This window comes from Microbacterium sp. NIBRBAC000506063 (genome assembly GCF_017968845.1).
Classification (GTDB): domain Bacteria; phylum Actinomycetota; class Actinomycetes; order Actinomycetales; family Microbacteriaceae; genus Microbacterium.
Genome location: NZ_CP072876.1, coordinates 2,324,461 through 2,342,094, shown reverse-complemented (window position 1 = coordinate 2,342,094; position 17,634 = coordinate 2,324,461). Strand labels below are relative to the sequence as shown.

General features: G+C 69.6%; 15 protein-coding genes, 1 tRNA gene and 5 pseudogenes. 11 read left to right on the top strand and 10 right to left on the bottom strand.

The window, feature by feature from the left end:
- Positions 1–151: 151 nt before the first annotated feature.
- Positions 152–733 (bottom strand): MarR family winged helix-turn-helix transcriptional regulator, encoded by a 582-nt coding sequence (locus KAE78_RS13255; RefSeq protein WP_223171153.1) that lies wholly within the window; start codon positions 731–733, stop codon positions 152–154.
- 110 nt (positions 734–843) lie between these two features.
- Here KAE78_RS13255 and idi point away from each other — a divergent pair.
- The 10 genes and pseudogenes from idi (at position 844) to KAE78_RS13215 (ending at position 6,962) form a co-directional block, all read left to right on the top strand.
- Positions 844–1,454, top strand: a pseudogene (idi, locus tag KAE78_RS13250) (isopentenyl-diphosphate Delta-isomerase).
- Positions 1,390–2,043, top strand: a complete 654-nt coding sequence (locus tag KAE78_RS17965; RefSeq protein ID WP_262927674.1) for a polyprenyl synthetase family protein — start codon at positions 1,390–1,392, stop codon at positions 2,041–2,043. The pseudogene idi and the gene KAE78_RS17965 overlap by 65 nt, the downstream one beginning before the upstream one ends.
- A 29-nt stretch (positions 2,044–2,072) precedes the next feature.
- The gene (locus tag KAE78_RS17960) at positions 2,073–2,513 is read left to right on the top strand and encodes a polyprenyl synthetase family protein (protein WP_411155952.1); all 441 of its coding nucleotides are present in this window, start codon (positions 2,073–2,075) and stop codon (positions 2,511–2,513) included.
- Positions 2,510–3,109: a phytoene/squalene synthase family protein gene (locus KAE78_RS18880; protein ID WP_317451780.1), complete on the top strand. Its 600-nt coding sequence runs from the start codon at positions 2,510–2,512 to the stop codon at positions 3,107–3,109. The genes KAE78_RS17960 and KAE78_RS18880 overlap by 4 nt, the downstream gene beginning before the upstream one ends.
- Before the next feature lie 91 nt (positions 3,110–3,200).
- Positions 3,201–3,437, top strand: a complete 237-nt coding sequence (locus KAE78_RS18875; RefSeq protein WP_317451779.1) for a hypothetical protein — start codon at positions 3,201–3,203, stop codon at positions 3,435–3,437.
- A pseudogene (crtI, locus tag KAE78_RS13235) lies at positions 3,434–5,034 on the top strand (phytoene desaturase family protein). The gene KAE78_RS18875 and the pseudogene crtI overlap by 4 nt, the downstream one beginning before the upstream one ends.
- Positions 5,034–5,360 (top strand): lycopene cyclase domain-containing protein, encoded by a 327-nt coding sequence (locus KAE78_RS13230; RefSeq protein ID WP_223171152.1) that lies wholly within the window; start codon positions 5,034–5,036, stop codon positions 5,358–5,360. The pseudogene crtI and the gene KAE78_RS13230 overlap by 1 nt, the downstream one beginning before the upstream one ends.
- Positions 5,357–5,575: pseudogene (locus tag KAE78_RS13225) on the top strand (prenyltransferase); the annotation flags it as partial. The gene KAE78_RS13230 and the pseudogene KAE78_RS13225, both read left to right, overlap by 4 nt.
- Before the next feature lie 170 nt (positions 5,576–5,745).
- On the top strand, positions 5,746–6,534 hold the full coding sequence (locus tag KAE78_RS13220) for a prenyltransferase (protein WP_317451929.1): 789 nt from the start codon (positions 5,746–5,748) through the stop codon (positions 6,532–6,534).
- On the top strand, positions 6,531–6,962 hold the full coding sequence (locus KAE78_RS13215) for a pyrimidine dimer DNA glycosylase/endonuclease V (RefSeq protein WP_223171151.1): 432 nt from the start codon (positions 6,531–6,533) through the stop codon (positions 6,960–6,962). Before KAE78_RS13220 ends, KAE78_RS13215 begins: the two co-directional genes overlap by 4 nt.
- Positions 6,963–7,036: 74 nt before the next feature.
- Here the strand turns inward: KAE78_RS13215 and KAE78_RS13210 are convergent.
- From KAE78_RS13210 to KAE78_RS13175, 8 genes and pseudogenes are all read right to left on the bottom strand, one after another.
- Positions 7,037–7,108: transfer RNA gene (locus KAE78_RS13210), tRNA-Gln, on the bottom strand.
- An 80-nt stretch (positions 7,109–7,188) separates the two neighbouring features.
- Positions 7,189–8,693, bottom strand: a pseudogene (gene gltX / locus KAE78_RS13205) (glutamate--tRNA ligase).
- A 190-nt stretch (positions 8,694–8,883) separates the two neighbouring features.
- Positions 8,884–10,170 (bottom strand): MFS transporter, encoded by a 1,287-nt coding sequence (locus KAE78_RS13200; protein WP_223171150.1) that lies wholly within the window; start codon positions 10,168–10,170, stop codon positions 8,884–8,886.
- Positions 10,167–10,942 (bottom strand): annotated as a pseudogene (locus KAE78_RS13195) (fumarylacetoacetate hydrolase family protein). The gene KAE78_RS13200 and the pseudogene KAE78_RS13195 overlap by 4 nt, the downstream one beginning before the upstream one ends.
- 50 nt (positions 10,943–10,992) lie before the next feature.
- The gene (locus KAE78_RS13190) at positions 10,993–12,096 is read right to left on the bottom strand and encodes a branched-chain amino acid aminotransferase (protein ID WP_223171149.1); all 1,104 of its coding nucleotides are present in this window, start codon (positions 12,094–12,096) and stop codon (positions 10,993–10,995) included.
- A 102-nt stretch (positions 12,097–12,198) separates the two neighbouring features.
- Positions 12,199–13,245: a 3-isopropylmalate dehydrogenase gene (locus tag KAE78_RS13185; RefSeq protein WP_223171148.1), complete on the bottom strand. Its 1,047-nt coding sequence runs from the start codon at positions 13,243–13,245 to the stop codon at positions 12,199–12,201.
- Positions 13,246–13,335: 90 nt separating this feature from the next.
- Entirely contained in the window at positions 13,336–13,818 is a 483-nt protein-coding gene (locus KAE78_RS13180) for a DUF2867 domain-containing protein (RefSeq protein WP_223171147.1), read from the bottom strand.
- 27 nt (positions 13,819–13,845) lie between these two features.
- Positions 13,846–15,396: an MFS transporter gene (locus KAE78_RS13175; protein WP_223171146.1), complete on the bottom strand. Its 1,551-nt coding sequence runs from the start codon at positions 15,394–15,396 to the stop codon at positions 13,846–13,848.
- Between the two features lie 98 nt (positions 15,397–15,494).
- On the opposite strand from KAE78_RS13175, the gene KAE78_RS13170 reads away from it, so the two are divergent.
- Positions 15,495–16,040: a TetR/AcrR family transcriptional regulator gene (locus KAE78_RS13170; protein ID WP_223171145.1), complete on the top strand. Its 546-nt coding sequence runs from the start codon at positions 15,495–15,497 to the stop codon at positions 16,038–16,040.
- On the opposite strand, the gene serA is transcribed toward KAE78_RS13170, so the two are convergent.
- A complete protein-coding gene (gene serA, locus KAE78_RS13165) occupies positions 16,027–17,631 on the bottom strand; it encodes a phosphoglycerate dehydrogenase (RefSeq protein WP_223171144.1) in 1,605 nt (534 codons plus the stop codon). The two genes, KAE78_RS13170 and serA, sit on opposite strands and share 14 nt — an antisense overlap.
- Positions 17,632–17,634 lie beyond the last annotated feature (3 nt).

Here is a 17,634-nt window from a genome sequence, read left to right as displayed (position 1 = left end):
GGACACCACTGCCACTCCGATCATGATGACGCACACGACGGCCAGGGCAACGCCGACCCACGTCAGAAGATCCATTCCCCGATGGTGGCGGATCGCACGCGTCGGCTTGCACGGATGTCATCCGGAAGAGGTGAGCGCGCTCTTCACAGCGTCAGTCGAGTCCTTGAGCCCAGCTCGCCCCGTCCAGCGACAGCCCTGCGGTCATGTCGTCGAGGAAGCGGATGACGGTGTCCCTCTCCTCCCGGGTGAGCCGGGCGGCCGCGTGGAAACGACTCGCGTGCTGGCGCCCGACGGTCTGCACCGCCGACGCCTCGGTCTCCGGCGTCACGGTGATCGCGAAGGCCCGGCGATCGGTGGGGTGCACGTTCCGGACGATGTGTCCGCCCGACTCGAGCCGGTTGAGCAGTTTCGTCGTCGATGCCGCCGAGATGTGGAGATGGGCCGCCAGCATGCCGGGGGTGACGAATGCGCCGCGATTGCCGGCGACGATCAGGTAGTGGATCGCCCGCATGTCCTGCTTGCTGAGCCTCATGTACTTCTGCGAGGCGTCGGAGACCTCCTGCTCGGCTTGCCGAAGCGCAGAGAGAGCGGCCATCACTCGCGCGATCTGCTCGACGTCCTCGTCGGAGACGGGCCAGCTCGTCACCAGTTCGTCGCGGAGGTTGCTGAACCGCACGTCGTAGAGACTCTGCGCGATCGGGTCCGCCGACCCCTCCGCCGAAGAATTCACCATTCGCATATATTATCCGCAGATCTCTATGTATGGTTGATAGTTTACGTCGAGTTAGTATTTCCTTGTCGCTATTCTCTCTTGTTCTGACCTAATTTGTATAGAGTTAGGGAATGCCGAGTGACGCACCCGAAGATGTCGTACTCCTGGACGAGGAAGGCTCCCCGATCGGAACAGCCTCCAAGTCCGAGGTCCACACGCGCGACACTCCCTCCATCTCGCCTTCTCCTGCTACGTGCTCGACGAGCGCGGACTTCTTCTGACGACTCGCCGCGCCCTCTCGAAGCGGACCTGGCCCGGCGTATGGACGAACAGCTTCTGCGGGCACCCGCGACCGGCCGAGTCTCCTGAGCAGGCGATCCGCAGGCGCGCCGCCGAGGAGCTCGGCACGGGCGTCGCCGACACCCGATGCGCACTGCCCGATTTCCGCTACCGCGCAGTGGACCCCGACGGCATCGTCGAGAACGAAGTCTGCCCGGTCTTCGTGGCGAGGCTCGCCGGAGAACTCAGACCGGACCCTTCCGAGGTCGCGGAATGGCACTGGATCGCCCCGGACTCACTGGCCGAAGCCGTCGCGCGCGCGCCTTTCGCATTCAGTCCCTGGCTCGTCGAACAGTTCCCCTGCTCCAGGAGGGCGATTGGCTCGCTCGGATCGACTCATGATGGTCGGTCTGGTCACAGCGCGTCCGGCGCACGAAGAGACCGTCGAGGCCGTCGGTCGTGAACTCGCCGCCTTCCTCGAGTCGCGCTCGCGGGCCGCAGCCGCCTATGGCACGCATTTCGGGGCGCTGTGGGAGGAAGCAGGCGTCTGCATCCTCGGCGGCAAGCTGCTCCGCCCTCGGCTGCTGATCGAGTTGTTCGACGCCCTCGCCGCAGACCGCCCGGTTTCCGCATCCCGCCCGTCCGTCGTGCGCATCGCCGCAGCCGTCGAGCTCCTGCACTACTCCTTCCTCCTCCATGACGATGTGATCGATGGGGATCTCACACGGCGACACCGGCCGAATCTGATCGGAGCGCTGCTGCAGAAGACCGAGGCGGATGCCGCACCGGCTTCGAGCGCGCCGAGGCGGCCCAGTCAGGACGATGTCCTGCACTGGGCGCGAACGGGCGGGATCCTGATGGGCGATCTCATGCTCACCGCGGCGCTGCAGGCCTTCGCGCGCGAGCAGCTGCCCCCGCAGATGCGTCTCGCACTCCTCGACCTCCTGGATCGCACCATCACCGAATCCGTCGCCGGGAGCTGCTCGACGTGGGCCTCAGCGACGGCGTCATCCCCGCGGAGCTGCACACCGTGCTGTCGATGTCCCGCCTGAAGACGGCGACCTACACCTTCGAGCTCCCGATGCGTGCGGCGGCAGTCCTCGCCGGGACCTCGCCTGAGCTCGAGAGCGCTATCGGAGAGGCCGGAAGGCACCTAGGGGTGGCATTTCAGCTCCAGGACGATCTCCTCTCGACGTTCGGCGCACCGGAGAGTCATGGAAAGGATCCCTTCTCCGATCTTCGCGAGGGGAAGGAGACGGCGATCATCGCCTTCGCCCGGACGACGGCCGCGTGGCCCGCCATCGCGCCGCACTTCGAGGACTTCATCGCCGGCGAAGGAGAGGGTGGCATGCTCCGGGCACTGCTCACCGACTGCGGTGCCGAGGAGTACGCACGTTCCCTGATGGAGCAGCAGATGCGCGCCGGCATCGATGCGCTGGCCAACAGGGAGGATATCGTGCCCGCGGCGGTCATACGACTCTGCATCCGCCTCGCCTCATCGCTGGAGGGACGGCGCGCATGAGCCGAGCACTCGATCGCCTCGCGTCCTTCGACCGGTACTCCGCGACCGCGGAACGCGCCTCCAAACAGGTCATCGACGCCTACTCCACATCGTTCGGAATGGCCACGCGCCTCCTCGGTCGTCGGCACCGCCGCCACGTGCGGAACATCTACGCGCTCGTCCGGGTCGCCGACGAGCTCGTCGACGGCGTCGCCTCCGAGGCAGGGCTGACACCGTTGCAGCAGCATCGCGCCCTCACCGCGCTCGCCGAGGAGACGGCGTCGGCCCTCGCCCTCGGCTACAGCTGCAATCCGGTCGTGCACGCCTTTGCGAGGACGGCCCGGGAGTCGGGCATCGATGCGACGCTCATCGACCCCTTCTTCTCGTCTATGCGCGCCGACCTCCCGCCGCTCTCCGAGGCCACGAGCGAGACCGCGCCGTCCGACCATGTCGTCGCCTTCGGCTTCGAGGCGCATCGCGACTACGTCCACGGCTCCGCCGAGGTGGTCGGACTCATGTGCCTGCGGGTCTTCCTCCGCGAAGAGCCGCAGGACCCCGAGCAGCGCCGGATGCTCGAGCACGGCGCCAGGCAGCTGGGGCCGCCTTCCAGAACGTGAACTTTCTCCGCGATCTCGCCGATGACACCTCTCGTCTCGGGCGCAGCTACCTCAGCCCTCAGGGGCGTCTCAGCGAGCCGGAGCTGCGGCGATGGGTGGTGACCATCCGCTCCCAGCTCGCGGATGCGGCATCCGTCCTGCCGTTGCTCCCCGCGATGCGCGCACCGCGGTCAGGAGCGCGCTCGGCCTGTTCTCCGCGCTCACCGACCGCATCGCGGCCGCCTCGCCGGCCGAGCTGTACGAGCGGCGGGTGCGGCTGCCCGCCCCGGCCAAGGCGGGCGTCCTCCTGCGCTCGGTCGCGGGTGCGCCGAGGGTCGCACGCGCATGACCCGCACCGTGGTCGTCGGCGGCGGCGTGGCAGGTCTCGCGACTGCCGCGCTGCTCGCCCGGGAAGGACACTCGGTCCGGCTGCTCGAGAGGAACGACCGCCTGGAGGACGGGCCGGGGTGCTCGAGCGCGACGGGTTCCGCTTCGACACCGGACCATCGTGGTATCTCATGCCGCGGGTCTTCGACCACTTCTTCCGGCTGCTCGGGACCAGCGCCGAGGAGCAGCTCGATCTGAGGACGCTCGACCCGGGCTACCGGGTCTTCCGAGAGCCGGAGGATCCGCTCCAGCCCGATCCGCCTGTGACCGTTCCGTTCGGCACCGCGAAGGTCGCCGAGACCTTCGAAGCCCTCGAGCCCGGCAGCGCGAGCGTCCTCGCCGACTACCTGGCCTCCGCCGCGCATGCAACCGACATGGCCGAGAAGCACTTCCTCTACAACCCCTTCACCCGCGCGCGATCGCTGACGGGTCGTGAAGTGCTGCGCGATCTGCCACGGCTCGTTCCCCTGCTCACGCGTTCCCTGGAGAGGCACGTGGCCGGGCGGTTCCGGCATCCTGTCCTCCGCCAGATCCTCGGCTACCCGGCGGTGTTCCTCGGGACCGATCCCGCCCGTGCACCCGCGATGTATCACCTCATGAGCGCGCTCGACCTCGACGAGGGCGTGCAGTACCCGATGGGCGGCTTCGGGGAGCTGGTGACGCGGATCGAGCGCCTCGCCGAGGCGCAGGGCGTCGAGATCGTCCGAGACGCCGAGGTGACACGCATCATCACCACCGGAGCACAAGGGAGAAAGCGCGTCACCGGCGTGCACTGGCGTGACGGCGACGGAGCAGAGCACCGGGAGACGAGCGATGTCGTCGTCTCCGCCGCCGACCTGCACCACACCGAGACGGTGCTTCTGCATCCGGAGGCGCAGAGCTACCCGGAATCGTGGTGGGAGCGACGCGTGAGCGGCCCGGGTGCCGTGATCGTCCTGCTGGGGGTGTCGGGTGCCCTCCCCGAGCTGTCGCATCACTCGCTGCTCTTCACCCGGGACTGGAAGGAGAACTTCTCCGCGATCTTCGGTGAGGACCCCCGGATTCCCGATCCCGCCTCGATCTACGTCTGCCGACCGAGCGCGACGGATGCCGGCGTCGCCCCGGCGGGCCACGAGAACCTCTTCGTGCTCGTCCCCGTGCCGGCCGAGCCCGCCCTCGGCTCCGGTGGCGCCGACGGCGCCGGCGACCCGGCTGTGGAGCGCGCCGCGGATGCGGCCATCGACCAGATCGCGCGCTGGGCGGGCATCCCGGACCTCCGCGAGCGGGTCGTGGTGCGTCACACGCTCGGCCCCGCCGACTTCGCGCGCGACTACCACTCCTGGCGCGGCGGCATGCTCGGGCCGGCGCACACCCTTCGCCAGAGCGCCTTCCTGCGTCCGCAGAACCAGTCGAAGCGCGTCGCGGGCCTCTACTACGCGGGAGCGACGACGGCGCCGGGCGTCGGCGTGCCGATGTGCCTGATCAGCGCGGAGCTCGTCCTCAAGCGGATCCGCGGCGACCATTCGGCCGGACCCACCGCGGTGCCGACGCCCGCCCGGACGACGGAGCGGAGCCGTTGATGGGCTTCGCGTATCTCGGCGCGCTGCTGGCGGGCATCGGATGCATGCTGCTGCTCGACCGGCGTTTCCGCCTGTTCTTCTGGCGTGACGCCGCCGCAGCGGCGCTCGTCACCGCCGCAGGGCTGGCGTTCCTGCTGCTGTGGGATGCCGCGGGCATCGCCGCCGGGGTCTTCCTGCACGGCGACGCCGTCGTGGCGACGGGCATCATGCTCGGGCCGGAGATGCCGCTGGAGGAGCCCGTCTTCCTCGTCTTCCTCGTGCTGTGCACGATGGTGCTCTACACCGGATCGGTGCGCATCCTCGCCCTCCGGAAGGCGCCGAGATGACCTATGCGTTCCTCACCCTGCCCTTCCTTGCGGGCGCGGCGATCGGCGGCATCCTCCTCACCCGTCGCCTTCCCGATCGGCGCGGTCATGCAACGGCGGTCGTCCTCACTGTCGTCGTGCTCATCGCCCTCACCGCGGTCTTCGACAGCATCATGATCGGGGCCGGACTCTTCGGCTACGAGGAGTCGCTCATCCTCGGCGTCCGGATCGGCCTCGCGCCGCTCGAGGACTTCGCCTATCCCGTAGCCGTGGCGGTGGCGCTGCCCGCGCTGTGGGCGACGCTGACGATGCGGGGCCGCACACCGATGGGGCGCCTGCTGCGCGGGGCGTTCGTCGCATCACGCCCCGTGAGCTGGGTGAACACGGCCTTCCCGTTCGGGCCGCGATGCTCTTGGCCACCGGCGAGGTGGACTGGCTGCTCGTCGTCGGCGTGCTCTACTACCTCGTCCCGTACAACCTCGCGATGTACGGGATCAACGACGTCTTCGACTACGCCTCCGACGTCAAGAACCCGCGCAAGGGCGGAATCGAGGGGGCGCTGCTCCCTCCCCCGCTGCACAAGCCGCTCCTCGTCCTCGTCGCTGCGACGAACGTCCCCTTCCTCGTCCTGCTCCTCGGCGCGGGCGGCCCCGCCGCATGGGGAGCGATCGCCGTGAGCACCTTCGCGGTGATCGCCTACTCGGCTCCCGGCCTGCGCTTCAAGGAGCGCCCCGTGCTCGACTCGATCACCTCGAGCACCCATTTCGTCAGCCCCGCCGTCGTCGGGCTCACCCTGGCCGGCGCCGAGTTCAGCATGCCCGTGGTCCTGGTGCTCACCGCGTTCTTCCTCTGGGGTATGGCGGCGCACGCCTTCGGCGCCGTGCAGGACATCCTGCCCGACCGGGAGGCGGGGATCGCCTCCATCGCGACGGTGTTCGGTGCGCGCGGCACGGTGGGGGTCGCGCTGGGGCTGTGGGCGTCGGCCGGGCTCCTCATGCTCGCGGTCCCGTGGCCGGGAACCCTCGCCGCGCTGCTCGCCGTCCCCTACATCCTCAACTGCGCGCCCTCGCTCCGCGTCACCGACCAGACCTCGGCGCAGACGAACGCCGCCTGGCGAAGGTTCCTCTGGCTGAACTACCTCTCCGGCTTCTTCGTCACACTCGTCCTCATCGCGTATTGGAGGCTCTCATCGTGAGGATCTGGTCGCTGCATCCGACCCACCTCGACCGCATGGCGCTCGTCGCCTGCTGGCGCGAGACTCTGCTCGCGCAGGCGGTGCTGGCGGGGCGCACCCGCGGATACCGGAACCATCCGCAGTTGGAGCGCTTCCGCGCGCAGGCCGAGCCGCTCGCCGCCGTCGGCGCCTATCTCGAGGGGGTCGCCGAGGAGGCGACACGGCGCGGCTACCGCTTCGACGCCACGCGGATCCTGCAGCCGGGCGGTGCGGATGCCGCGAGGATTCCGGTGACGGTCGGGCAGCTCGACCACGAGTGGCGGCACCTCGGTCGCAAGCTCCACGAGCGCAGCCCGGAGGACCTCGTGCGCTGGAGTGCGGCCTCCCCGATGCCGCACCCTCTCTTCACGGTCGTGCCCGGCGGAATCGAGGCCTGGGAGAGGCCGTGAGAAGCTCGCGGAACGCAGAGGCGAAACAGCTGGTAGAGACGAGAAAACCCCGGTGGAGCGGGGGTTTTTCTCTGCTGGGGTACCTGGACTCGAACCAAGAACAACTGAACCAGAATCAGCCGTGTTGCCAATTACACCATACCCCAAGGGCACGAGCCGGAGCCGTGCACCGAGGGTCAAGTCTACCTGACCGGGCGGGGTGCTCCAAACCCGCGCGTTGCGCGTGTCACAACGTCTCGGCGAGGGCGCGCAGGCGCGCCAGGGATACGTCCTTGCCCAGCAGCTCCATCGACTCGAACAGCGGCGGCGACACGCGGCGACCGGTGATCGCCACGCGCGGCGGCCCGAAGGCGACCCGCGGCTTGAGCCCGAGCTCCTCCACGAGCGCGCCGGAGAGCGCCTCCTGGATGGCCGACGTCGTGAATGCCGAGGCGTCGAGCGGCTCGAGTGCGGCCACGGATGCGGCGAGCACCTCCGCCGCGTTCGCCGGCAGGACCTTCAGCGCGTCCTCGTCGGGGTCACGGCATCCGTGAACAGGAATCCGAGCAGTCCCGACACCTCGCCGAGGAGCGGCATCCGCTCCTGCACGAGCGGAGCGGCGGCGTCGATCAGCTCCTGCTCGCGCTCGGTCACCGGGTCGCTCACGACGTCGGCCTTCTGCAGGTACGGCGTGATGCGCGAGACGAAGTCCGCAGGCTCCAGCAGGCGGATGTGGTCGCCGTTGATCGACTCGGCCTTCTTCTGGTCGAAGCGTGCCGGGTTCGGGTTGACGTCGGCGATGTCGAAGGCCGCGACGAACTCGTCCAGCGAGAACACGTCGCGGTCGGGACCGATCGACCAGCCCAGCAGAGCGAGATAGTTCAGCAGCCCCTCGGGGATCATCCCCTTCTCGCGCTGCAGGAACAGGTCGGCCCGCGGGTCGCGCTTGGAGAGCTTCTTCGTGCCCTCGCCCAGGACGAGCGGCATGTGGCCGAAGCGCGGGAGGAAGTCCGTCACACCCGCATCGATGAGCGCGCTGTACAACGCCAGCTGGCGGGCGGTGGACGGCATGAGGTCCTCGCCGCGCAACACATGCGTCACACCCATGAGCGCGTCGTCGACCGGGTTCACGAAGGTGTACAGCGGGATGCCGTTGGGCCGCACAATCACGAAGTCGGGGAACGAGCCGCCGGGGAACGTGACCTCGCCGCGGATGAGGTCGACGTAGGTCAAGTCGTGGTCCGGGACGCGCAGGCGCAGCGCGGGCTGACGCCCCTCGGCGCGGAACGCCGCCTTCTGCTCCTCGGTGAGATCGCGATCGTGGTTGTCGTAGCCGAGCTGCTTCGCACGCCCCGCCGCCTCGTTACGGGCGTCGATCTCCTCCGCGTTCGAGAAGCTCTCGTAGACGGCGCCGGAGGCGATGAGCTTGTCGAGCACCTCACGGTGAATGTCGTGGCGCTGCGACTGCCGGTAGGGGGCGTGCGGCCCGCCGACCTCGACGCCCTCGTCCCAGTCGATGTGCAGCCACCTCAGCGCGTCGAGCAGCTGCTGGTAGCTCTCCTCGCTGTCGCGCGCGGCATCCGTGTCCTCGATCCGGAAGATGAGCTTGCCGCCGTGGTGACGCGCATAGGCCCAGTTGAACAGGGCGGTGCGGATCAGTCCGACGTGCGGGAGGCCGGTCGGCGAAGGGCAGAAGCGCACGCGCACATCGGCGCCCGTTGCGGTCGTGGTGCGGGGATCGGGAGTAGCCATAGCCTGACCAGTCTAGTTCGGGCGGATGCCGGGCCATCACCGCCGCAGCGATCGGTCCACGGCATCCGATACCGGCGACGGCGTCACGTTCTGCGGACGCCGTCCCGATCTGCGGCCGGATTCGACGATTCCCTCCGCGAATCGTGACGAACTCCGCGAAACGTGACCGCCGCACCGCCGCGGCGCGGACTCAGCGCGGATCGGATGCCGCAGCCGCCCGCATCCGGCGCGCCGCGAGCGGCGCCAGCGCCACGATCGCCACCACGATGACGAGGGCCGCCGCGGAGAGCCCGCCGTAGCCGAACTCGGCGAGCACGACGCCGGCGAGGGCCGCTCCTGCGGCCGCCGACAGGCTCATGAGCGAATCGCTCACGCCCTGCCGCTTCGGACGCTGCATGACCGTGGAGGCCTCGGTGAGCAGCGCAGCGCCGGCCACGGTGGCGGCGCTCCATCCGAGACCAAGCAGGATGAGCGCGATGATCACGCCCACGGCGCTCTCCCCCGCCACGATCGCGGTGCCCAGCGACGCGGCCAGCATCGCCTGTCCCAGCAGCACGACGTGGATCCGACCCCAGCGGTCGGCGAGCAGCCCGAACACCGGCGAGAGGGCATACATCCCGGCGACGTGCAGGGCGATCGTGACGCCGACGAGCAGCGTCACATCGGCGCTCGTGGTGTGCGCGCCGTGCGTGTGATGCGCCATGTGCGAGAGGTGGATCGGGGTCATCGCCATGACCGAGGCCATCACGGCGTGCGAGCCCGCGACGGCGAAGACGGCGTACCGGGCCACGAGAGGGCTGTCCTCCCCCGCGCCGAGCCCGGTCGCCGTCTGCTCCCCGCGGGCGATGCGCAGCGCCAGCAGCAGCGGGTCGGGGCGCAGCGCCACGAGGTACAGCACGAGGGCGATCGTCTGCGCGACGAGCGAGAACAGGTACGAGCCGGTCAGCGGCGGCATGCCGATCGCCTGCCCCAGCACCTCGCCAGGGGTCAGCAGCAGGGGGCCGGCGACCCCGCCGATCGTCGTCGACCAGACGACCACCGACAGGTCGCGCCCGCGGTGGCGATCCGCGGCGAGGTCGGTCGCGGCGAATCGCGACTGCAGGTTGCCGGCGTTGCCCATGCCGATCAGGATGACGCCGACGAGGAGGAGCGGAAAGGACCGCACCGCAGCGGACGTGATGACGATCGCGACGCCGATGAGCGCCAGGAGATTGCCCGCGGTGAGCGAACGACGACGGCCGAAGCGGCCGGCGAAGCGCGCGAGCGGGATCGCGGCAAGGGCGGCACCCAGGGTGACCGCCGCGGTCGCCAGCCCGGAGAGCGCGTCGTTGCCCGAGAGGTCGGCGGCCAGGAGCGCGCCGAGCGAGACCGTCGCACCGAAGGCGATGCCGCCGAGCACCTGGCCCAGCGCGAGAACCCGGACGGTGCGGCGCTGGATCCGCTCGACGTCCTCCGGCGAGACCGCCGTCGAGATCACGATGACGGAAGTGCGTCGCGCACGGGGTTGCGCAGCATGCCGATGCCGGTGACCTCCGCCTCCAGCACGTCGCCTTCTTCGAAAGCACCGACGCCCGCCGGCGTTCCCGTGAGGATCACGTCGCCCGGAAGCAGCGTGAACACCGCCGAGGCGTAAGCGATGATCTCGGGCACCGAGTGGATCATGTCGGTCAGCGGCGCGCTCTGCCGCACCTCGCCGTTGACCCGCGAGGTCAGCGTCGCCTGCGACAGGTCGAACTCCGTCTCGATCACGGGACCGAGCGGGCAGAACGTGTCGAAGCCCTTCGCCCGCGACCACTGGCCGTCGGACTTCTGCAGGTCACGCGCGGTGATGTCGTTGCCGACCGTATAGCCGAAGACGTAGTCGAGGGCGTCCTCCGCCGCGAGGTTCTTCGCGATGCGGCCGATCACGACGGCCAGCTCGCCCTCGAAGTGGGTCTCCTGCGACTGCGGCGGGCGCACGACCGTGTCTCCCGGTCCGATCACCGCGGTGTTCGGCTTGAGGAAGAGCAGCGGCTCCTCCGGAGCGACCCCGCCCATCTCCGCGGCGTGCTCGTGGAAGTTCTTCCCGACGCAGACCACCTTCGAGCGCGGGATCACCGGCGCCAGCAGCGCGGCATCCGCCACGGGGATCCGGGCCCCGTCGTGTCGAACCCCGCGAACATCGGATCACCCGCGAGCACGACGAGCTCGTCGTCGTCGAGGATCCCGTAGGCGATGGCGTCGTTGTGGCTGAAACGTGCGATCTTCACGGATACAGCCTATCCGCGCGTGCTTCCGGGCCCTTCACTTCTCGGATTGCTCAGGCGTCCAGGCGCAGCAGCCAGCCGTGTCGGTCCTCGCGACGCCCGTACTGGATGTCGGTGAGCTCCTCGCGCAGCGACAGCGCCAGCTCGCCCTGCGGCTGCGCATCCTCGAAGCCCTCACCCTTGAGCGTGCCGATGGGCGTGACGACGGCGGCGGTGCCGCAGGCGAAGACCTCGACGATGTCTCCGGATGCCACGCCCTCGCGCCATTCGGCGAGCGAGACCGGACGGCGCTCGACCGTGTGCCCGCGATCCTCGGCGAGCTGGAGCAGGGAGTCGCGGGTGATGCCCGGCAGGATGCTCTCCGACGACGGGGTCACGATCGTGCCGTCCTTCTTGACGAAGAGCACGTTCATGCCGCCGAGCTCCTCGACGTTGCGGTCGGGGTCGAGGAAGACCACCTGGTCGCAACCGTTGGCCGAGGCCTCCGACTGCGGCAAGAGGCTGGCGGCGTAGTTGCCGCCGGTCTTGGCCGCGCCCGTGCCGCCCTTGCTCGCTGCGCGGGCGTAGTCCTCGGAGAGCCAGATGCTCACGGGCTTCACGCCGCCGGTGAAGTAGGCGCCGGCCGGGCTCGCGATCAGGTAGTAGGCGACCTTCTGCGCCGGGCGCACGCCGAGGAACGCCTCCTTGGCGAACATGAAGGGACGCAGGTACAGCGTCTGGTCCTCGCCCGAGGGCACCCAGCCGCCGTCGACGGCGATGAGCTCCTTGAGGGACTGGATGAAGTATTCCACCGGCAGTTCGGGCAGCGCCATGCGGCGGGCGCTGCGCTGCAGACGCAGGGCGTTCTGGTCGGGCCGGAAGGTGTGGATCGAACCGTCGGCGTGGCGGTAGGCCTTGATGCCCTCGAAGATCTCCTGGCCGTAGTGGAGGACGGCCGCCGCCGGGTCCAGCGAGATCGGGCCGTAGGGCTGCACGCGCGGGCGGTGCCATCCACCGCCTGTCGACCAGCACAGGTCGACCATGTGGTCGGTGAACGTCGTCCCGAATCCGGGATTGGTCAGGATCTCCGCGCGGCGCTCCGGGGCGACCGCCTGGAGGTTGCGGGTCACGGCGAACTCCAGCGGCTTCACGGCCGCCGTCTCATCGATCGTCGTCATTGTCGTGTCCGTTCTGCGCGTATGCGCTCGTCTCTGCGCACCGATGGATGCACTCAGCCTACGCCTGTCGGCGGTGCGCGACAGCCCTGGGTCGGGTCGCGCTCAGAGCCGGGCGATGACGGCCGCGCCGACCTCGGCGGTCGTGCGCGCCTGTGCGGTGCGTGCGGCGACATCGGCTGCAACGGCTGCAGAGACCCGCTCGGACTCCGAAGTGAGGCCGAGATGGTCCAGGAGCAGTGCCACCGACAGGATTGCTGCGGTCGGGTCTGCCTTCTGCTGCCCTGCGATGTCAGGAGCCGAGCCATGTACCGGCTCGAACATCGACGGGAATGTGCCGTCGGGGTTCACATTACCGGATGCCGCGAGCCCGATGCCGCCGGCCACGGCGCCGGCGAGGTCGGTGAGGATGTCGCCGAAGAGGTTGTCGGTGACGATCACGTCGAAGCGCGAGGGGTTGTCGACGAGGAAGATGGTCGCGGCGTCCACGTGCAGGTAGTCCACCTCGATATCGGGGTGCTCGGCGCCGACCTGCTCGACGACGCGCTGCCAGATGCCGCCCGCGTGGACGAGGACGTTGGTCTTGTGCACGAGCGTGAGCCGCTTGCGGCGGCGCTGCGCGAGCGCGAAGGCGTGCCGGACGACCCGCTCGACGCCGAAGGCGGTGTTCACCGAGGTCTCGTTGGCGACCTCGTGCGGCGTGCCGCGGCGGATCGAGCCGCCGTTGCCGACGTACGGCCCCTCGGTGCCCTCGCGTACGACGACGAAGTCGATCTCGCCGGGATCGGCGAGAGGCGTGTGCGCGCCGGGGAAGAGCCGGGCGGGACGGATGTTGGCGTAGTGGTCGAGCTCGAAGCGGAGTCGCAGCAGGAGTCCGCGCTCGATGTTCGCCTCGCGCAGGCGCGGGTCGCCCGGGACGCCGCCGACGGCGCCGAGGAGGATCGCGTCCTGAGCCTTGATCGCCTCGAGATCCTCGTCGGTGAGCGTGTCGCCGGTCTCCAGGTAGCGGGTGGCGCCGAGCGCGAAGCGGGTCTTGTCGAACGTGACGTCGCTGTCTGCCGTGACGGCGTCCAGCACCTTCTCGGCCTCGGCGATGACCTCGACCCCGATGCCGTCACCGGGGATGACGGCAAGCTTCACGACACGCGACATGGCTCTCCTTCGTTGCGCACTGCCGGGCTCCTCCGGCTCCTCCAGCGTACCGAGCGCGCACGGCCGGTCCCGACCACGTTTCCTCCGGTGTCAGGCGCGGCCCGCCGCCGTGCCCTCGCCTGCGAGGATCCTTCGCGCCCGCCGCAGCATGGCGTGGACGACGAAGGGGTGCAGCAGGCTCACGGGCGCGAAATAGAGGCGTCCCCGCCCGTTGCGCAGGCGCACGACCGTGGTGACGCGCACGATCTCGGCGGTCGGATCCACGGCGACGGCGCAGCGGAAGTCGAGGTGGTCGTCGTCGAAGGCGAGCAGCGCCTCCTCGCCCTTCACCTCCCGCACGTCGAAGACCCCGCGCGGCGCCGGCCGCAACCCCAGAAGCGGGACGAGCACCATCCGGATGCCGAACAGCGCCTTCACCGGCCACGGCGTGCTGCGGGGCGAGAACATCGTCTCCGCCCATGCCCGCGGATCACGGGAGGCGCGCGGCGGCAGCGAGGCCAGCAGCACGTCGCCGTAGTCGAAGCGCCCCTGGCCGAACGCCAGGCTCGTGAAGGTCGGCTCCTGGGTCGGCATGGTCCTCCTCGGGTGCGCTCCCGCGGCTCACTCCTTACGGGCGCGTCCGCCCAGCGTAGCGCCCGCGATCACGACCGCGCCGAGCACGAGCACAGCACCGATGAGCGACGTCACGGTGACGCCGGACTCGAAGGCGGCGATGGCGGCGTCCCACAGCGCCCCGCCGATCTCGCCGGGCAGGTCCTGAGCGACCGTCCAGGCGCCGGCGAGCGTCTCGCGGGCGGCGGATGCCGCGGCATCCGGGACGCCCTCCGGGACCACGAACGCACCCCGATAGAACGCGGTGATGAGCCCGCCGAGCACCGCGGTGCCCAGCACTGCCCCCAGTTCATAGGCCGTCTCGGACACGGCGCTGGCCGCCCCCGCCTTCTCCGCAGGGGCGTGGGCGAGGATCAGTTCGTTGGAGATGGTCTCCGCCGCGCCGATGCCGATGCCCAGCACGACGAAGGCGAGGATCAGCGAGGTGAGCGCGTGCCCGTCGGCGGCGAAGGCGACGAGCAGGTATCCGGCCACGGAGAAGGTCAGCGCGGCGGGCACGACGATGCGGGGCGCCACACGACGTGAGATCGGCACGACGCCGAGTCCGGAGACGATGATCGCGAGCATGCCCGGCACGAGCGCGAGCCCGGCCATCATCGGCGACATCCCGAGGACGAGCTGCAGATGCTGCGGCACGAAGTAGAGGAAGCCCACGAGCGCGACGACGCTGAGCAGGTTCACCAGGATCGCACCGGAGAACGCGCCCCGGCGGAACAACGCCATGTCGAGCATGGGGGTGCGTCCGCTCGCCGCGGCGCGCAGCTGGCGCCGGACGAAGAGCACGCCCATGAGGATGCCCGCCAGCCCCCAGGCGCCGCCGACCCAGTTCGGGCCGTCCACGGCGAAGGACTTGATCGCGTAGACGAACGGGATCATCGCCGCCATCGACAGGACGATACTCACCGGGTCGATCCGGCCCGGGTTCGGGTCGCGGCTCTCGGGCACGAGGAACGGCGCGGCGACCAGCAGCGGGATGAGCACGGGCACGGCCAACAGGAACACCGAGCCCCACCAGTAGTGCTCGAGGAGGAGCCCGCCGACGATGGGGCCGAGCGCCGAGCCGGCGGAGAAGGCGGCCGCCCACACCGCGATGGCCAGGCGTCGCTGATCGCGGTTGGTGAAGATCGAGCGCAGCAGCGACAGCGTCGACGGCATGAGCATGGCGCCGAAGAAGCCGAGGAGCGCGCGCGAGGCGATGAGCAGGCCCGCGGTGGGCGCGAAGGCGGCGAGCGCGGAGACGGCGGCGAAACCGGTGGCGCCGATCAGCAGCATCCGGCGTCGCCCGAAGCGATCGCCGAGCGTTCCCATGGTCACGAGGAGGCCGGCCAGCACGAGCGGGTAGACGTCGATGATCCACAGCTGCTCGGCCCCCGTGGGCGCCAGCGCCATCGCGATCTCGGGCAGAGCGAAGCTCAGCACCGTGTTGTCGATGGAGACGAGCAGCACCGGGAGCATGAGCACGACGAGTGCGAGCCAGCCTCGGATGCCGGCGCGCGGCCCGTCCTCGTGCAGCACGGGGATTGAAGCGGTGGAGACCATGATGTACCTCAGTAGTATGCGATGACGGAATTACTATACCGTCCAGCTGGTATAGTAATGCAGATCGCCTTGACAATCCGCTGAGCAGAGGAGATCCGATGGCTCGTCCCCCGCGCGCACGAGAACGTGTCCTCGACGCCTTCGAAGAGATCCTGCTCACGGATGGTGAGCGCACCGCCACCCTCGACGCCACCGCGAAGAGAGCAGGGGTCTCCAAGGGCGGACTGCTCTACCACTTCGGCTCGAAGGAGGAACTCGCCGCCGGGCTCGTCGCGCGGATGAACGAGCTGGTCGAGGCTGATATCGAGACGATGCACGCCGCCGAGGACGGCCCCGTCTCCTACTACCTGCGCACCTCGATCATCCTCGACGACCCTCTCGCCCGGGCGCTGACCGCGGTCTCGCGCATCGCACAGTCCGGCTCACCCGCCGCAGTGGACGCGCTGAAAGCCGTCCGACTGCGGTGGGCCGACAGCATCCGACCCCATGTGCGCGACGAGGCGTCGCTGGACCTCGTCATGCTCGTCAGCGACGGCCTGTACTTCAACAACGCGCTCCGCCACGACGTCGACGTCACGCTCAATCCGAGCGGAGAAGGTCTGGCGGCCGTGATCGACCTCGTACGGGCGGTTACTGCTCCGTGATCTGGATCTGACGCAGCAGGTCGGCGTCGATCGCCGCACGCACGTCCTCGAGCAGCTCGTCGGGCACCGGCGAGTCCAGCGTCAGGACGCTGAGCGCCTGGCCGCCGGCCTGCTCGCGGGCGACCTGGAGACCGGCGATGTTGATGCCGGCGTCGCCGAACTTCTGGCCGTAGACGGCCACGATGCCGGGGCGATCGGTGTAGAGCATCACCAGGTGGTGCTTCTCGATCGGCAGTTCGAGCGCGTGGTCGTTGATGCCGACGAGCTTCTCGATCTGCTTCGTGCCGGTGAGGGTTCCCGAGACCGCGAGCTGCGAGCCGTCCGAAAGCGCGCCGCGCAGGGTGATCACATTGCGGAACTCGTCGCTGACCTCGTCCTGCAGCAGGCGGACGGCGATCCCGCGCTGCTCGGCCAGCAGAGGCGCGTTCACGTACGACACGGTCTCGCTGACGATGTTGGTGAACAGACCCTTGAGGGCTGCGAGCTTGAGCACGCTCACGTCATACTCGTTGAGCTCGCCGTGCACCTCGACGTCGAGGCTCGTCAGCGGCGACAGCGCGAGTGCGGCGAAGATCTGTCCGAGCTTCTCCACGAGCGGGATGCCGGGGCGCACATAGGGGTCGATGACGCCGCCGGCGACGTTGACCGCATCCGGGACGAGGTCGCCGCCGAGCGCAAGACGCACGGAGTTCGCGACCGACACGCCGGCCTTCTCCTGCGCCTCCTCGGTACTCGCCCCCAGGTGCGGGGTGACCACGACGTTGGGCAGCGACAGCAGCGCCCGCGCGGTGCTGCCCTCGGCGGGCGGTTCGGTGGTGAACACGTCCAGGCCCGCGCCGGCGATCTCACCGGTCTGCAGCGCGACGAGCAGGGCGTCCTCGTCGATCAGGCCGCCACGGGCGACGTTGACGACGTAGGCGGTCTTCTTCATCGCCTTCAGCTGCTCGGCACCGATCATCCCCGCCGTCTCGGGGGTCTTCGGCATGTGGATCGTAAGGAAGTCGGCTTCGGCGACGAGCTCGTCGAGCGAGACGAGCTGCACGCCCAGCTGCTGCGCACGAGCGCTCGTCACATAGGGGTCATAGGCGATCAGCTTGACGTCGAAGGCCGCCAGACGCGCCGCCACGAGCGCACCGATGCGGCCGAGGCCCACGATGCCGACCGTCTTCTCGAAGAGCTCGGCGCCCGTGAAGGAGCTGCGCTTCCACTCCCCCGCCGACAGCGAAGCGTGCGCCGCCGGGATGCGGCGAGCCAGGCTCAGGACGTGTCCGACCGTGAGCTCGGCGGCGGAGACGATGTTCGAGGTCGGCGCGTTGACCACCATGACACCGGCTGTCGTCGCCGCCTTGATGTCGACGTTGTCGAGCCCGACGCCCGCGCGTGCCACGACCTTCAGCTGCGGCGCGTGCGAGAGCGCCTCGGCGTCGATCTTGGTCGCCGAGCGCACGAGGACCGCGTCGGCGTCGGACAGCGCGGAGAACAGCGCCGGACGGTCCGTGCCGTCGACCGAGCGGATGTCGAAGTCAGGGCCCAGCGCATCGACGGTGGCGGGCGAGAGTTCTTCGGCGAGGAGCACGACAGGCTTCGGCACTAG

Excerpts from the sequence above, each read along its gene's own strand:
- KAE78_RS13255 (WP_223171153.1), bottom strand. The coding sequence starts at position 733 with ATGGTGAATTCTTCGGCGGAGGGGTCGGCGGACCCGATCGCGCAGAGT.
- KAE78_RS17965 (WP_262927674.1), top strand. The coding sequence starts at position 1,390 with ATGATGGTCGGTCTGGTCACAGCGCGTCCGGCGCACGAAGAGACCGTC.
- KAE78_RS17960 (WP_411155952.1), top strand. The coding sequence starts at position 2,073 with ATGCGTGCGGCGGCAGTCCTCGCCGGGACCTCGCCTGAGCTCGAGAGC.
- KAE78_RS18880 (WP_317451780.1), top strand. The coding sequence starts at position 2,510 with ATGAGCCGAGCACTCGATCGCCTCGCGTCCTTCGACCGGTACTCCGCG.
- KAE78_RS18875 (WP_317451779.1), top strand. The coding sequence starts at position 3,201 with ATGGGTGGTGACCATCCGCTCCCAGCTCGCGGATGCGGCATCCGTCCT.
- KAE78_RS13230 (WP_223171152.1), top strand. The coding sequence starts at position 5,034 with ATGGGCTTCGCGTATCTCGGCGCGCTGCTGGCGGGCATCGGATGCATG.
- KAE78_RS13220 (WP_317451929.1), top strand. The coding sequence starts at position 5,746 with ATGCTCTTGGCCACCGGCGAGGTGGACTGGCTGCTCGTCGTCGGCGTG.
- KAE78_RS13190 (WP_223171149.1), bottom strand. The coding sequence starts at position 12,096 with ATGACGACGATCGATGAGACGGCGGCCGTGAAGCCGCTGGAGTTCGCC.
- KAE78_RS13185 (WP_223171148.1), bottom strand. The coding sequence starts at position 13,245 with ATGTCGCGTGTCGTGAAGCTTGCCGTCATCCCCGGTGACGGCATCGGG.
- KAE78_RS13180 (WP_223171147.1), bottom strand. The coding sequence starts at position 13,818 with ATGCCGACCCAGGAGCCGACCTTCACGAGCCTGGCGTTCGGCCAGGGG.
- KAE78_RS13175 (WP_223171146.1), bottom strand. The coding sequence starts at position 15,396 with ATGGTCTCCACCGCTTCAATCCCCGTGCTGCACGAGGACGGGCCGCGC.
- KAE78_RS13170 (WP_223171145.1), top strand. The coding sequence starts at position 15,495 with ATGGCTCGTCCCCCGCGCGCACGAGAACGTGTCCTCGACGCCTTCGAA.